This is a genomic window from Nocardiopsis sp. CNZ308, assembly GCF_004217075.1.
The window spans coordinates 1,910,316-1,925,851 of sequence record NZ_SHKJ01000001.1; the positions used below are offsets into that span (position 1 = coordinate 1,910,316).

General features: G+C 72.5%; 13 protein-coding genes. 3 read left to right on the top strand and 10 right to left on the bottom strand.

Annotated elements, in window-relative coordinates:
* Positions 1–226 precede the first annotated feature (226 nt).
* From EV372_RS08225 to EV372_RS08245, 5 genes are all read right to left on the bottom strand, one after another.
* On the bottom strand, positions 227–1,693 hold the full coding sequence (locus EV372_RS08225) for a hypothetical protein (RefSeq protein ID WP_130395517.1): 1,467 nt from the start codon (positions 1,691–1,693) through the stop codon (positions 227–229).
* Entirely contained in the window at positions 1,690–3,051 is a 1,362-nt protein-coding gene (locus tag EV372_RS08230) for a KGGVGR-motif variant AAA ATPase (RefSeq protein ID WP_130395518.1), read from the bottom strand. The genes EV372_RS08225 and EV372_RS08230 overlap by 4 nt, the downstream gene beginning before the upstream one ends.
* Positions 3,048–3,488 (bottom strand): hypothetical protein, encoded by a 441-nt coding sequence (locus EV372_RS08235; RefSeq protein WP_130395519.1) that lies wholly within the window; start codon positions 3,486–3,488, stop codon positions 3,048–3,050. Before EV372_RS08235 ends, EV372_RS08230 begins: the two co-directional genes overlap by 4 nt.
* Positions 3,489–3,574: 86 nt before the next feature.
* Entirely contained in the window at positions 3,575–4,387 is an 813-nt protein-coding gene (locus tag EV372_RS08240) for an NAD-dependent epimerase/dehydratase family protein (RefSeq protein ID WP_130395520.1), read from the bottom strand.
* An 88-nt stretch (positions 4,388–4,475) separates the two neighbouring features.
* The gene (locus EV372_RS08245; RefSeq protein WP_130395521.1) at positions 4,476–4,715 is read right to left on the bottom strand and encodes a hypothetical protein; all 240 of its coding nucleotides are present in this window, start codon (positions 4,713–4,715) and stop codon (positions 4,476–4,478) included.
* 161 nt (positions 4,716–4,876) lie between these two features.
* Between EV372_RS08245 and EV372_RS08250 the strand changes: the two genes are divergently transcribed.
* The 3 genes from EV372_RS08250 (at position 4,877) to EV372_RS08260 (ending at position 7,776) form a co-directional block, all read left to right on the top strand.
* A complete protein-coding gene (locus EV372_RS08250) occupies positions 4,877–6,028 on the top strand; it encodes a sensor histidine kinase (RefSeq protein WP_130398818.1) in 1,152 nt (383 codons plus the stop codon).
* Positions 6,007–6,705, top strand: a complete 699-nt coding sequence (locus EV372_RS08255) for a response regulator transcription factor (protein WP_026338057.1) — start codon at positions 6,007–6,009, stop codon at positions 6,703–6,705. Before EV372_RS08250 ends, EV372_RS08255 begins: the two co-directional genes overlap by 22 nt.
* Before the next feature lie 144 nt (positions 6,706–6,849).
* The gene (locus tag EV372_RS08260) at positions 6,850–7,776 is read left to right on the top strand and encodes a glutaminase (protein ID WP_130395522.1); all 927 of its coding nucleotides are present in this window, start codon (positions 6,850–6,852) and stop codon (positions 7,774–7,776) included.
* Between the two features lie 13 nt (positions 7,777–7,789).
* On the opposite strand, the gene EV372_RS08265 is transcribed toward EV372_RS08260, so the two are convergent.
* The 5 genes from EV372_RS08265 to EV372_RS08285 all read right to left on the bottom strand — a co-directional run bounded on the left by EV372_RS08265 (position 7,790) and on the right by EV372_RS08285 (position 15,303).
* Positions 7,790–9,478 carry a serine/threonine-protein kinase gene (locus EV372_RS08265; protein ID WP_130395523.1) on the bottom strand — a complete coding sequence of 563 codons (1,689 nt, stop codon included), beginning with the start codon at positions 9,476–9,478 and terminating at the stop codon, positions 7,790–7,792.
* A 330-nt stretch (positions 9,479–9,808) separates the two neighbouring features.
* Entirely contained in the window at positions 9,809–11,071 is a 1,263-nt protein-coding gene (locus EV372_RS08270; protein ID WP_130398819.1) for a cytochrome P450 family protein, read from the bottom strand.
* Positions 11,072–11,642: 571 nt separating this feature from the next.
* The gene (locus EV372_RS08275) at positions 11,643–13,937 is read right to left on the bottom strand and encodes a heavy metal translocating P-type ATPase (protein WP_130395524.1); all 2,295 of its coding nucleotides are present in this window, start codon (positions 13,935–13,937) and stop codon (positions 11,643–11,645) included.
* 178 nt (positions 13,938–14,115) lie between these two features.
* Positions 14,116–14,331, bottom strand: coding sequence for a heavy-metal-associated domain-containing protein (locus EV372_RS08280; RefSeq protein ID WP_013155418.1), 216 nt, complete (start codon positions 14,329–14,331; stop codon positions 14,116–14,118).
* A 372-nt stretch (positions 14,332–14,703) separates the two neighbouring features.
* Positions 14,704–15,303 (bottom strand): GNAT family N-acetyltransferase, encoded by a 600-nt coding sequence (locus EV372_RS08285; protein WP_013155419.1) that lies wholly within the window; start codon positions 15,301–15,303, stop codon positions 14,704–14,706.
* Positions 15,304–15,536: the final 233 nt, after the last annotated feature.

A 15,536-nucleotide genomic window follows, 5' to 3' on the forward strand; every position in this document is an offset into this window, starting at 1 on the left:
CTCCGCGAAGACGCGGGCCGTGGAGCGGGGTCTTTCCACATGGTGCGCCGTACCGTCGCGCAAGCCCTCCGGAGGCGGGCCTTCCCGTCCGTGTTCCGCCGGAAGCGCGCGAGCCCCCGCCCCGGCCGCGCGCCGGTCGCCCGGCGCGCGGCCGGGGCCGCGCGAGGGACCCCGCCCTCAGGGGCGACAGGTAACCACGTTCCGCCCCAAGCCAGGCAGGGCCACGTCAAGAGGCCTTGACCTTCGGCACACCGCCCTTGCGGCCGATGGCGAAGGCGATCCGGTACACATCCGGAAGGTCCAAACGCCCGTCCTTGCGCCTGCGCATGACTCCGAGCTCGATGAGCTCACCGATCAACTCGGGGTAGACATCGGGGTTACGCGGTCCCGTACGAACTCCACCCTCCTCGATGTCGCCGCGCCGGGCCTGCCGCTCCAGCTTCTCGGTCAGGCCCTCTGCCTCCCACAGCCTGATCACGTCAGACTGTTCGATGGGGACCTGTTCACCGTCCAGCGGGCTGATCGCGGTGCGCACCCAGGGAAGGTCCTCTCCGATCTCCTGGACCCGCGTCCGAGAGGCGGCTTGCACACCCCTACGAACTCCCTCGTAGTGGATTGCGTGGTCGTGGTGCGCGTAGTGCTCGAGGGTCTCGTCCACCGCGGTGCGCAACGCGCTGAGGAAACTACGCGGGCTCACCTGTTCGGTACCGTCCATCAGGTGGTTCGGAAGCCAGGTGTACGTGTGCCCCTTGCGGTAGTTCGCCCCCATGTAGGGACCGGCGATCCGGGTGAACTCCTCCTTCTGCGTCTCACCGTTCGAGAGGAGCTCGACCGGAGGAAGGTAACGGCTGTCCGTGTCGTTGCGCCAACCGTCCCGCAGCCGCCTGAACTCGGCGGACAGCCCCGGCGATCCCTGGTTTCCGAGGTAGTGGAAGAACAGGCCGTACAGATTGGTCGTCGACCACGTCAGGTCGGCCGCGTTGGCACTGAGCTTGGAGGCGTCAGCGAACCGCCCGCCCCCGCTCTCGAACATGTCCGGCCGGATGAACACCTTGAAACGCAGGTTCCTGGTGCTCAGGCGCATCTCCAGGGCCAGCCTCAGCAGGCCACTCACGAGCCGGTCCGCCTGCGCGCGCTCCCGGTGCAGGTGCTCCAGGGCGTCGAACAGCACCAGACGGGTGACCCCGTCGCCCCTGGCCTCCTGGTCCGCCCGCGCGACCGCGACATCGCGGGTGCCCGGGTTGTCGCGCGTCCACTCCACACGCTCGGTCCAGGACGACAGCGCGAGAACCTCGGGCACTTCGAGGGCGACCAGAAGCACGCTGTTCCACAGATCCGCCGGGTGCACCCCCGAGTCCAGGAGAGCGTGCATCTGCGAGGGCCCCGGATAGAGGTCCGGCTTCAGCTGAGCCCCGTATCCCGCGGTCACGGTCACCCTGGTCAGACGACTGATCTGGTACTCCTCGGCAGCGATTCGTCGGAGCTTGTCGTCCAGCAGGGAATGGAACCAGAACGTCTTGCCGACACCGCGCCCGCCTCGGACCACCGTCACCTCGGGGTCCAGGGCGAGTCGGTGGCTGGTCGGGGTGAAGAGGGTGTTGGGGCCGGGCTGCTCAGTGTCGGCGTCCTGGGCGCCGGGCAGCGCCTCGCTCAACAGGGTTCGCAGTTCGGCGGCGCTCATGCCCTGGGTCATGGGTTGTCCTCATTCATGACGAGTCGGCCAGCGGCCCGAAGGAAGTCCGCGTAGGCCGTCTGGACGTAGGGCTGATCACACCAGTCGGGTGTCCGCGTGCTGTCGAGCCCGACCAAGTCGGTGGCGAACAGGATCCAGAGCGGCGCGTGGGGCGCGGAGTCGTCCTCCAGGCTGGGATTGAATGCGTCCTGCTCATCACCACCCGCTGTGACGTCGTCATAGAGCAGGGAGAAGACCTGTGCCGCGTGGTCCCTGAAGGACTCCAGGTACTCTTCTCTCCGGTTGGCCGGAACCATCGAGGCGACGACCCGGAGTTTCTCCCTGATCTTCTCCGCCTGACCGGATTCCTGCCATTCCCGGAAGAGGTCCTCGTAGCCTCTCCAGGTCTGTGCGTTGTCAGCACCGAAAAGCAGAGCAAGGTCACACAAGCGTGAGATCGCCACAGCGGCGATGTCGTGAATCCCCGCTCGACTGTCGAGCAGGACGACATCCGGCTGCCTGCTCAGATCCGCGACCCGACGTTCACAGGCGGACACCGCATCCTCGAGGCGGTCGGCGAAACTCATCGGGCCCGCCCCCGCCCTGGGAACATCCGCATAGACCCGGTTGAGCTTGTCCACGTAGGAGTAGGGAGGATCCTGGGAGGCCCTGAGCCCGCCGCCACGTGCGGGAGCCACCCAGAGCTCTCCGTTGCCCTCCAGCGACACGTGCGAGGCCCGGACGACCAGATCCAGGTCATCAACGCTGCCGACGGCGGCCTCCACCAGGTAATCCACCACTCCGTAGGCCGGGATGTGGTCATCGTTCAGCAGGAGGGGCCCGGCCCCGGGGGATTCGAGGTCCAGATCCACGATGAGAACACAGCGGCCCTGCCCAGCGAGATGCCTGCCCAACAGGTATGTTGCCGTGGACCGCCCCACGCCGCCCTTGAAGCCGTACAGCGCCGTACGCGCGGTGGACGTCTCGCCCGATCCGGCCCCCCTAGCGGGTGAAGCGACCTTGGACCAGTCCTCACCGACGACCGTGTTATCCAGGAGATAGACGTTCCCTCCACGTTCGTGGGCCTCCGGTGCGAGCACCCTACGGGGGGACTCCAGGAGAGACTCCGGTGCGAAGAGGTCCGACCCCAACAACAGCGGTTCTTCGGAAGCATAATCGCCGAGGCGCTCTCGGAGTTGAGCACGCCAACTCTCGACCTGTTCGGTGTCCAATGGCGTACCGCGATCGTCGAGAAGCAGCGTGAAGCGTCCCAGGAAGTCGCGGACGGCCACGACCGTAACGCCGGTTTCGGAGATGGATCGGGCCACGGCACGGGCACGCGGTGCCGCTTCGTCGAAACGAACGGGGTCGAGCGTCACCGCAGTCCTCCAGCCACGAGAGCTTGTTGGTGAAGTGAGAGCATCCTGTGGGCGGTTTCCCGCCGTTCTGAGAGCACCTCCGCGTCCACCTGCGGATTCCCACGATAACGATGCGTCACGCTGTATCCGTCGAAGGGATTGTCGGTACCCATGGCGGAGACGAGCCTGGTCGCGGAACGCCCCTGGGCCGCCAGGCGCGCGCGGTTCCACACGCCGGGCAGATGGCCGAGGTTTCCTGAACCGTCCCGGGGTTTGTCCTGTTGGCTCATCGTCGCTCCGAGGTATCTGAGCAGCAGGCTCTTGAGCGCACATTCCACCGCGAAACCGTAGTGGTAGTCGGCGTTGGGCCATCGACTGTTGAATCGGAGAAGTTCCGCGTCGTCGAAGTGACGTCGAGCGGCTCCCGCGAACTCCCGCGCATGATCTGTCCCGGACACGCCGGAATCCTATCGACTGCCCGTCACCGAGGGCCGTCGCTCACAAGAATCCCTAGGCGGAAGATCCATTAGGCACGGACGGGAGGTCAGAGCGTGGCCTCGCGGACGAAGCGGCCCAGCGGGATGGGGTCGCGGCCGAGCGCCGCGCGCACGTCCTCGGTGACCTCGGCCGCCCTGCCCCGGACCGCGGCGGCGAAGCGCTCGTTGAGGGTGTCGATGAAGCGGTCGTTCCACCCCCGGTCCGCGGCGCGGAAGTAGAAGCCCGCCTCGTCGACGGCCTTGAACCGCCACACCGGGCTCTCGGTGCCCCGGGTCTGCTTGACCACCTCGCGGAAGGTGAGCGGCTGCGGGCCCGTGAGCGTGTACTCCCTGCCGCTGTGGTCGTCCAGCAGGGCCGCGACGGCGGCGTCGGCCACGTCGCGGGCGTCCACGAAGCTGACCTCGGTCCTCTTCTTGACCGGCAGTTCGAGGCGGCCGTTGCGCGAGCGCGCCAGACCGGCGAACATCCCCTCGGTGAAGTCCTGGAAGAGCCAGTTGGACCGCAGCACGGTCCACCGGCCGAACAGGTCCCTGGCCCGCAGCTCGGCGGCGCGCTGGTCGGAGTCCGACGGCGCGTACTCGCTGCCCATGGCGGTCAGGACCACGGCGTTGACGACCCCGGCCGCGGCGGCCCTCTCCAGGAACCCGGCGACCCGGTTGCCCAGCGCGCTCCCGACCGGCGTCACCACGAGGACGTTCTTGACGCCGTCGAGGATCTCGTCCCAGTTGGAGGTGTCGGTCCAGTCCAGACGGGTCTTCGAGGTGCGGGACGCGCCCGTCGCGGGCAGGCCGCGGCTCCTCAGCTGGGTGAGGACGCGGCGGCCCACCATTCCGGTGGCTCCGGTGACCAGAGTGCTCATCGTCTACAAGGTACCGACGTGCGGACCGGACACGAACCGTCCTCGCCGCGACGGGCCCGGCGCGGACCCGCGCGGACCGGTCCCGTCCTCAGGCCCGGCTCCGCGGCCGCCGCGCCTCCATCCCCAGGACCAGGGCGGCGCCGACGGCGGCCACGGCCAGGTTGGCGAGTACCTCGTGGCCCTCGAGGGCCGCCACGCGGGGCACGACGAAGCGGTTGAACGAGTTGAGGACCACACCCAGGAACGGCTGGTACCAGAGGTGGTCGACGGCGCCGCTGACGCCGACGAGGAGGAGCAGGACGCCGACGCCCTGGATGACCTTGCGCATACCCCCGACGCTAGGCTCCGGACCGCGCGCGGCGCATCGGCCGACCGTCCAGCCCTGACCGGGCGCGCGTCGGCCGAACGGCCGAGGGCGCGCGTCCCGCGCCCCGCACGCTCCCGCCTCCGGGCGCGGCCCCGAACGTAGACTGCACGTCGATGAACGCTATGGCCGGGCGGTGCGGCGCGCGCGACTGGATCGTGGACTCCTCCATCTTCCTGATCGCCCTCCTCTCCGTGCTGATGAACGCCGCCGAGTTCCCCCACCTGCCCGTCCGGGAACCGGTCCTGCCCGTGTGGCTCAAGGCCGCCGACGGGGCCCTCGCCCTGCTGGCCTGCCTGGCGCTGTGGTGGCGGCGGCGCTGGCCGGTCCAGATCGCCGTCGTGCTCGTCCTGTACTCCGCCGTCTCCGGTCTGGCCTCGGGCGTGATGCTCATCGCCCTGTTCTCCCTGGCCGTGCGCCGTCCGCCCCGCACCAGCCTGGCGGTGTACGGGCTGAGCGTGGGCGCCTCGCTCGTGCACGCCGCGCTGTGGCCCGACCCGCACGCCCCGTTCCTGGTGATCCTCCTGCTGGGGGCCGCCCTCCAGGGCGCCGTGACCGGCTGGGGGCTCACCGTCCAGCACCGGCGCGAGCTGGTGGAGTCGCTGCGCGACCGGGCCGTGCACGCCGAGACGGAGGCGCAGCTGCGCGCCGAGCACGCCCAGCACCAGGTCCGCGAGGCCATGGCCCGCGAGATCCACGACGTGCTCGGGCACCGGTTGTCGCTGCTGAGCGTGCACGCGGGCGCCCTGGAGTACCGGCCCGACGCCCCCGCCGAGGAGGTGGCCCGGTCGGCGAAGGTGATCCGCGAGAGCGCCCACCAGGCCCTCCAGGACCTGCGGGAGGTGATCGGCGTGCTGCGCGCGCCCGTCGGGGAGTTGCCGCAGCCGACCATGGCCGACCTGCGGCAGCTGGTGGAGGAGGCCGACGAGGCCGGGACCCGGGTGGAGTTCGTGCAGGAGTGCGCCGGGACGGTCCCCGAGCGCACCGGGCGCACCGCCTACCGGATCGTCCAGGAGGGGCTGACGAACGTGCGCAAGCACGCCCCGGGCGCCACCACGCGCGTACTGGTCCGGGGAGCCCCGGGCGACGGCCTGCTGGTGGAGGTGGGCAACGACCCCTCCCCCGGCGCCCCTCCCGCGGCGTCGGGCGGGGACGGCGACGGCCAGGGCCTGGTCGGGCTCGCCGAGCGGGTGTCCCTGGCCTCGGGGCGGCTGGAGCACGGCCCGGACGGCCGGGGTGGCTGGCGGCTGGCGGCATGGCTACCGTGGCCGACATGAGCGAGACGGAGCGGGAGATCGGGGTCGTGCTCGTCGATGACGACGCGCTGGTCCGGGTCGGCCTGGTGATGATGATGGGCGGCGCGCCCGACATCCGGGTGCTGGCCGAGGCCGAGGACGGGAGCGCGGTGGTCGACCTGGTGGCGCGCCACTCCCCCGACGTGGTCCTGATGGACATCCGGATGCCGACGGTGGACGGGCTGACCGCCACCGAGCGGCTGCGGGCCCTGGAGAACCCGCCGGAGGTGCTGGTGCTGACCACCTTCGACGCCGACGAGCACGTGCTGCGCGCGCTGCGGGCGGGCGCGGCCGGGTTCCTGCTCAAGGACACCCCTCCGGCGGAGATCGTGGAGTCGGTGCGCCAGGTGTCCCGGGGGATGTCGGTGCTCTCCCCGGCGGTGACGCGGCGGCTGGTCGAGCGGGTGGGCGCCAACGACCGCGGCGAGCGGGCCCTGCGTGCGCGCGAGCGGCTCTCGGCGCTCAACGGCCGGGAGCTGGAGGTGGCCGTGGCGGTCGGCGAGGGCCGGTCCAACGCCGACATCGCCTCGGCCCTGTTCCTGAGCGTGCCGACGGTCAAGACGCACGTGTCGAGCATCCTCACCAAGCTCGGGCTCAACAACCGCGTCCAGGTGGCGCTGCTCGTGCACGACGCCCAGCTCCTGGACGGGAGGGGCTGACCCGCCTTCCGCCGCCTCCGCGGCCGTCCGGCGCCGCCTCCGGTCCCCTTACCGCCCCTCCGCGGCCGTCCCGAGCCATGCCCGGGCCCGTCCTGGGTAGCCGGGGGTGGAGGGACACCGACACGGAAGGGGGCTGCGGCAGAGGTGAGTGACCGCGACGACTACGCAGAGGTGCTCGACGCCGTCATGGAGAGGGTGCGGTCGCACATCGGCGAGGGCCGGGTCGCCGACTACATCCCCGAACTGGCCAACGTGGACCCGGACGAGTTCGGGTTCGCCGTGGCCACGGTGGACGGCGACCTGTACAGCGTCGGCGACCACTCCCGGACGCGCTTCTCCATGCAGAGCATCACCAAGGTGTTCACCCTGGCGCTGGTGATGAGCAGGTCCGGGGACAGCGTGTGGAAGCGGGTCAACCGGGAGCCCTCGGGCAACTCCTTCAACTCCCTGTACCAGCTGGAGTTCGAGAGCGGTGTGCCCCGCAACCCGATGATCAACCCGGGCGCGCTCATCGTCACCGACCAGCTGCTGACCGACACCGGGGACGCCGTCGGCGCCCTGGGGGAGCTGCTGTGCGCGGAGACGGGCGACCCCGACCTGCACACGGACAACCTGGTGGCGCGCTCGGAGGACGAGCACGGCGACCGCAACCGGTCGCTGGCCTACCTCATGTCGAGCTTCGGCAACATGCGCAACCCGGTGCCGGAGGTGCTGGACCACTACTTCCGGCAGTGCGCGATCACCGTCAGCTGTGAGGAGCTGGCCCGGGCGGGGCTGCTGCTGGCGCGCCACGGCAGGCGGGCGGACGGCTCCCAGCTGCTCAGCCGCTCCGACGCGCGCCGCGTCATGGCGGTGATGCTCACCTGCGGCACCTACGACGCCGCGGGCGAGTTCGCCTACCGCGTCGGCCTGCCCTGCAAGAGCGGGGTGGGCGGCGGCATCCTCGCGATCGTGCCGGGGCGCTGCTCCGTGGCGGCGTGGGGGCCGGGTCTGGACGCCAAGGGCAACTCGGTGACGGCGGCGCTGGCCCTGGAGGCCTTCACCGACATCACCAACTGCTCCGTGTTCTGACCGCTCTGACCGCTCAGTCGTCCCGGTCGGCCGGTTCGAAGCCGCGGGACATGTGGTCCAGCAGCGCCCGGTTCTGCTCGGGGTCGTCGTTGTCGGCCACCAGGAACAGGGCGTAGCCGATGTCCTCGGTGTGGAAGCCGCGGTTGATGGCGTGCATGTCGCCGTTGCCGAAGGTGAACTCCCAGTCGGCGGCGCTGACGTAGTCCTCCGCCCAGTCGGCCTCCACGTCCTCGATGCCGATCAGTGCGTAGCCGCTGAAGTTGTTGCTGCCGACGGGCTCGAACTCGCGCCAGTCGTCCCCGGCGTCGGGGTTGGGGTTGTCGGTCTGGTCCACCAGCAGGTAGCCGCCGTCGGGGTTGCGGAAGTAGACCATGTGGCCCTCGCGCTCGACGTTCCAGCCCTCGGGGACGTCCACGGAGAAGCCGCTGGGGTCCTCGTGGCGGGTGAGGGGCCCCCAGACCTCCTCGACGCCGTCCTCGTCCCGCTCGGCCTCCGACTCCCCGTCCGAGGGCTCCGCGGACTCCCGCGGCGTCTCCTCGGCGGCGGACGCGCTCTCCTCGGCGGGGGGATCCGACGCCTCCGCCCCGGGGTCGGCGGCGGCCTCCTGGCCCGAGCCGTCGACCAGCCCGGTGTCGGCCCCGCCCGAACGGTTCATGCTCACCAGGAGGCTGGTGGTGGCGCCCACGACGAGGAGCACGAACACGGCGGCGGCGACCAGCAGCGTCCGCCGGACGGAGCCGGGGCGCCCCTCGCGGCGGGGGGCCGGGCCGGGGACCGGAGGTTCGGCGCGGACGGCCGCCTCCGCGGCTCCCTCCGGCTCCGGCGCGGACACGGTGGCGGCCATCGTGGGGGCGACCGTCTCGGGGGTGTCGTCCGCGTCCCGGATCTCGCGCAGCAGGGCGCGCACCTCGCCGACCGACGGCCGGTCCTCCGGGCGCTTCTCGCACAGGGCCTCCAGGACCGGGCGCAGCGGACCGGCGTTGACCGGCTCGGGCAGGTCCTGGGTGACGATGGCGGTCAGCGTCGCCATCGGGGTCGGCCGCTCGAAGGGCAGGGTGCCCTCGACCGCCTGGTAGAGGGTGACGCCCAGGGCCCACATGTCCGAGGCCGGGGTGGCCGAGTGCCCGTGCGCGACCTCCGGGGCCAGGTAGCTCGGGGAGCCGATCAGCAGCCCGGTGCTGGTCAGGTGGGTGGCTCCGTCCAGGTGGGCGATGCCGAAGTCGGTCAGGACCGCGCGGTCGTTGCCCGCGATGAGCACGTTGCCCGGCTTGATGTCGCGGTGCACGATGCCGCGGGCGTGCGCCTCGGCCAGCCCCGCCGCCATCTGCTCGCCGATCCCGGCGGCCCGCCGGACCGGCAGCGCGCCCTCGTCGCGGACGAGGTCGCCCAGTGAGGGGCCGCGGACCAGCTCCATGACGATCCACGGGCGGCCGTCCTCCTCAGCCACGTCGAACACCGTGATGATGGCGGGGTGGCTGAGCTGCGCCGCGCTGCGCGCCTCGCGCAGCATGCGGGTGCGCAGCACCTCGACCTCGTGCGGGGGCAGGTTCGGCGGTGTGGTCAGCTCCTTGACGGCGACCGGCCGGTCCAGGAGGGTGTCGGTGCCCTGCCAGACCCGCCCCATGCCTCCGGAGCCGATGACCTCGTCCAGACGGTACCGGTTGACCAGGAGGCGACGGGGGTCGGCTTCGGAACTGTTCATGAAGGCGCTGTTCCTCTGTGCGGAGGGGCGGTGCGGGGAGTACGGGGCGCGGCGGAGGAGGAGCCCCTGGGCGTTAGCGAGTCTAGGATCCCCCGGCCACTGTTGGCGCTCCCCGCCACGGTGTCATGTGTCTTCCCCGGGTGCGGGGCATCCGGGCGCACGCCCCTGACATGCGCGGATCGCGCCGGGGGCTCCGAGCCGCCCCGGACCGGCGGGACGGGGATCACCGGGCGTGTCCGTCCGGCCCGCGCCGCACGGACGCGTGCGGGTGCGGCGTCGGCCATCGCCGCCTCCCGGGTCGTCGGGCGGCACGGGCGTGCGGGAGCCGCCTCAGGACCTGCGCAGCAGCCGCGCCAGGAGGTCCGGCAGGGACGACAGGCCGGAGGCCCGCCGACCGGGCCCGGGAGGGTCGGCCGGGAGCGGCGCCGCCTCCTCGGTCCCGCGGGGCGGGGGCTCCTGCGGGGCGAACTCGACGGGGAGCCGGACGGGGGACCAGGACAGGGCCGACAGCCGCCAGCGCAGCTGGTCGGGCGGGACGGCCAGGCGCAGTCCGGGCAGGCGGGTGAGCAGGACGCGCACCGCGACGCCGGCGACGGTGGTCGCCTCCTCGATGGCGGGGCATCGGTGCGGCCCCGCGCCCCAGGCCACGTGCGCCCGGTTGGCGGTCTCCTCCATCCGCTCGGCGTTCTCCCGGGCGAAGAAGTGGTTCGCCGCGGCGAAGGCCATCAGCACGGGGGACCCGGCCCCGATCACCCGGCCGTCGTCCAGGGGCACGTCCACGCGCGGGTAGAGGACGGGGAAGTTGGTGATCGGCGGGTCCCGCCACAGCACGCGGTCGAGGATCTCGGCGAGGGCGGCGTCGGAGGGCGGGACCGTGCCGGGCCCGGAGGGGCCGGTCAGGCAGGCGCGCAGGACCGCGTCGATCAGGTGCGCGGTCGGCTCGTTGGCGGCGGCGGTGACCAGCAGGAGCTGCGTGACCGCCTCCTCGTCGCTGAGGGCGGCCCGGTGCCGGATCATCCGGGTGATGAGGTCGTCGCCGGGTTCGCGGCGCCTGGCCGCGACCGCCTCCGCCAGCACCCGCCCGGCCTCGGCGCCGGACCTGCGCGCGTCCGCGCCGAGCCGCAGGTTGTGTATGGCGGTGGCGAAGCGCGCGCCCTGGTCCCCGTCGAGGCCGAGGAGGTCGTTCATGACCAGCGGCGGCAGCACGCGCGCGTACTCGCCGAGGAGTTCGGCCCGCCCCCGCGCGCGGAACCCGTCGATGAGCCGGTCGGCGTAGCGGCTGGTGGTCCGGCGCAGGTGTTCGGTGTCGACGCCGCCGAGGCCTTCGGTGATGACCTCCCGGTAGCGCTGGTGCTCCGCGCCGTCGACGTACAGGGCGCTCGTGCGCGGGGCCAGCACCGGCACCAGAGCGGAGTCCGGGCCGACCCGCCCCTCGGTGAGGTCGCGCCACAGCCTGGGGTCGTGGCTGAACGTGGTGGTGTCCCGGGACCAGGAGATGAGGGTGGCGTAGTCGGTGACCAGCCACCCGTGCACGCCGGGTTCGAGCTCGACCGGGACCACGGGCCCGTGGTCGGCCCGCATCCTGGCGTACACGGAGTAGGGGTCGGGGTGCGGCTCGCTGCGGTGCAGCGCGGCTCGGGGGCAACCAGAAGACACGGGTACCTCGGCTGGGGGGATCGGGTACGGAGTGGGTCGCGTTCTTCACGTGGGAGGTCGGAGGAGGACTCGGCGGCCGGGGCGGGGCCGCACGCGGGGGCGTACGGGCCCGGCGGAGCCGCACCGTTCGCGCGGGCGCGCCCGGACCGTGCAGCCTCGCGCAACCCTAGCGGCCCGCCCCGGGCGGGCGCGAGGCCCGCCCTCACGTCCTTCCCCGAGGCAGAGGCCCCCTCGGGCCCGTTCCCGTTCCGGCCCCGACACCTCACACAGTTCCCAGACGGACACACATGGTGACCGGCGGGCCGTCTCGCGGGGCCGGGCCCGCAGGGGGGAAGCCCAGGGAGGCGAGCCCAGTGGGGGCAGGCGCGGCGGAGGCGGGCACAGCGGAGGCGGCAGGAGCGGTGGGTGCGGTGGGTGCGGGCGGGGCGGGGCCGAGACGCCTCCCAGAACAGAGGGGGAGGGGCGCGGATGGCCCGCGCCCCTCCCCCGCCGTTCTCCCGTACGCCGGTCAGGAGGACCGGTCGGCGGCCCCGTCCCGCGCCAGCGGGCGGAACCGGCGCAGCCGCTGGCTGTTGCTGACGACGAAGACGCTGGAGAAGGCCATGGCGGCTCCGGCGATCATGGGGTTGAGCAGCCCCGCCGCCGCCAGCGGGATCGCGGCGGCGTTGTAGGCGAAGGCCCAGAACAGGTTGCCCTTGATGGTGCTGAGGGTCCTGCGGGAGAGGCGGATGGCGTCGGCGGCGGCGCGCAGGTCGCCGCGCACCAGGGTCAGGTCGCTGGCCTCGATGGCCACGTCCGTCCCCGTACCCATCGCCAGCCCCAGGTCCGCCTGGGCCAGGGCGGCGGCGTCGTTGACCCCGTCGCCGACCATCGCCACCGTGCGCCCCTCACCCTGCAACCGCTGCACGACCTCGACCTTGTCGCGGGGCAGGACCTCGGCGACCACCTCGTCGATGCCGACCTGGTCGGCCACCGCGCGGGCCGCAGCCCGGTTGTCCCCGGTGAGCAGGATCGGGGTGAGCCCCAGTTCGCGGAACCTGCGGACGGCCTCGGCGCTGGTGGGCTTGACGGTGTCGGCCACCACCAGCACGCCCCGGACTCGGCCCTCCCAGCCCACCGCCACGGCGGTGCGGCCCTCGGCCTCGGCGTCGGCGAGGGCGGCGGCCAGCCGCTCGGGCAGCACGGCGCCGTCCTCCTCCAGCAGCGCGACCCGGCCGACGGCCACGGCGCGGCCCTCGACGGTCCCCCGGACGCCCAGGCCCTCGGCGTTGGCGAAGTCCCCCGGGGACGGGAGCGCGCCCACGCGGTCGGCGGCCCCGGCGGCGACCGCCCGCGCGATGGGGTGCTCGGAGGCGTTCTCCAGGGCCCCGGCCAGGCGCAGGACCTCGTCCTCGTCCTCGTCCTCGGCGGTGGACACGCCGGTCAGGGTCATCCGGCCGGTGGTGACGGTGCCGGTCTTGTCCAGCACGACCGTGTCCACGCGCCGGGTGTCCTCCAGCACCTCCGGGCCCTTGATGAGGATGCCCAACTGGGCGCCGCGCCCGGTGCCCACCATCAGGGCCATGGGCGTGGCCAGGCCCAGGGCGCACGGGCAGGCGATGATGAGCACCGCGACCGCGGCGGTGAAGGCGGTCGGGGCGTCCGCCCCCAGCACGAGCCAGACGACGAGCGTGGCGAGCGCGACGAGGATGGCGATCGGGACGAAGACCCCGGACACCCGGTCGGCCAGGCGCTGGACCTCGGCCTTGCCGTTCTGGGCCTCCTCCACCAGGCGCGCCATCTGGGCGAGCTGGGTGTCCGAGCCGACCCGGGTGGCGCGCACGACGAGGCGTCCGCCCGCGTTGACGGTCGCGCCGACCACGGAGTCGCCGGGCGCGACCTCCACCGGCACCGACTCACCGGTGAGCATGCTCATGTCCACGGCGGAGGTGCCCTCCTCCACCACGCCGTCGGTGGCCACCTTCTCCCCCGGCCGGACGAGGAAGCGGTCGCCGACGACGAGCCGGTCCACGGGCACCGACTCCTGCCGGGAGTCCGCGCCGCGCAGGACGGTGGCCTCCCTGACCCCGAGTTCGAGCAGGGCGCGCAGGGCGGCGCCCGCGCGCCTCTTGGAGCGGGCCTCGAAGTACTTGCCGAGGAGGATGAAGGTGGTGACCCCGGCGGCCACCTCCAGGTAGATGTTGCCCGACCCGTCGCCGCGGGCGACGGTGAACTCGAAGGGGTGGGTCATCCCCGGCATGCCCGCGGTCCCGAGGAACAGCGCGTACAGCGACCACAGGAACGCCGCCGACACCCCGAGGGAGACCAGCGTGTCCATGGTGGCGCTGCCCAGCCTGAGGTTCTTCCAGGCGGCGACGTGGAAGGGCAGCGCGCCCCAGACGACCACCGGCGCCGCCAGGGTCAGCGAGGCCCACTGCCAGTAGGTGAACTGCAGGGCGGGGACCATCGCCATCGCGACGACCGGTACCGACAGGACCGCGCTGACGATCACCCGGTCGCGCAGCGCGCGGGTGGGGTCGGCGGGTTCCGAGGCGTCCTCTGCCGCCTCGGGTTCGGCCCGGGGGACGGTGGCGGTGTAGCCCGCCTTCTCGACCTGGGCGACGAGGTCCTCCACCGGGGTGGGCGTGCCGTCGAAGGAGACGCGGGCCCTCTCGGTGGCGAAGTTGACGGTGGCGGTGACCCCGTCGAGCTTGTTGAGCCGTTTCTCGACCCGGTTGGCGCAGGCGGCACAGGTCATGCCGCCGATGTCCAGTTCGACCGGTGCGGTGTCGGCCCGGCCCGCCGCGGCTGCGCTGCTGCTCATAGCCCTTCCTCGGTCCTGCGTGTCGTCCCCGTGCTCTCGTGGACGGTCCTGCGTTCCAGGGCCGGGCGGCCCCGGAGCCCGGTGCGGGCGGACGTCCCGCCCGCGCGCCGGAACTCCCCCGCGGGCCGGGGTCGGCGGTGCGCCGTTCCCGTCCGGACCGCGGGGTCCGGTGTGCGCGTCAGCCGCGCACCTCGTACCCGGCCTCGTCGATGGCGGCGCGGACCGACGCGTCGTCGACCGGGCCGTCGCTGGTGACGGTCACCTTCTTGCTGTCGAGGTCGACCTTGACGTCGGTGACCCCCGCGACCCCGCTGACCTCCTCGGTGACGGAGTTGACGCAGTGTCCGCAGCTCATGCCGTCAACGGTGTAAACAGCGGTGCTGGTGGCAGCCATTTCGCCTCCTGGGGCATGTGTGCTGTACCAGTCCTCCTGGGACCGGTCTCCGATGCACTCAACATACCCCTTGGGGGTATGGTGCTGTCAAATGTCCGCCGAGCGCGCCGCCCCCGGAAACGACGAAGGCCCCCGCACGCGACGTGCGAGGACCTCGGGCGGCGGCCGCGGGGACCGGGGAGGCGTTCGGCGCCCCGGCGGGCGGTCCGGATACCCTCCCCCCGTTCTCCGGGGGCGGCCCGTGTTCGGACCGGAGAGCGGGGCGGCGGGTGCACCGGACTGCGCGCGGCGGGGCGGCCGGAAGTCGGAAGAGGGGGGCGGGGGGTCGGGGGCGGGACGCGGATCAGGAAAAGGGGAAAGAGGAGACGGGGGCTACTCGGTTTTGAGCTCCAGGCGGGCGACCACGCGTTCGCTCACGTGGTGGTTGTTCAGCGTGAACCCGGCCCTGCGGAACATCTCCACCGTCCCCGTGTAGACCTCGGCGCTGGGCGCCCGCCCTCCGGCGGTGTCCACCGGATAGGCCTCCAGGACGCGCGCGCCGTTGGCCCGGGCGTACTCGATCGCCCCGTCCAGCAGGCGGCTGCCCAGGCCGCGCCTGCGCCGACGGGGCGGGAGCCAGAAGCAGACCAGCGACCACACTCCGGGCTCGCGGGGATCGGCCGGGCGCAGGGACCGCGACCGCGACAACCGGATGAAGTCCTCCCGGGGCGCCACGGACACCCACCCGCAGGGGCCGTCCTCGTCGTAGGCGAGCAGGCCGGGCACCCGCCCGTCCAGGGTCAGGCGCCGCAGCTCCTCCTTGTTGTCCACACCGCGCTGGGAGCGGTCGCAGGAGGTGCTCGCCGTGTGGTCCTTGGCCCGCCTCCGGAAGAAGGTGCACCAGCAGTGCCCGTAGGCTCCGGTCGGTCCGAACAGGTTCTCCAGGTCTTCCCACCGCTCGGCGGTGGCGGGCTCGATTGAGACGATGGACATCGGACTCCCTCGACGAGACACACGGGCCGCCACAACTGTGATCCAGCACACTAGCGATTATTCGCCGTGACCGAAAGAACACAGATGCACTGAAAAGCCTTACCTGGTGGGTTCTGTCATCTAATGACCCGTTGAAGACGCCGGCGGGGCTGGGGATGTGTACTCCCCCGCCCCGCCGGCGGACGGATCAGAACCCCGTCCGGAGCACGGGACGGCTCGGGGCCCCGGTGCGG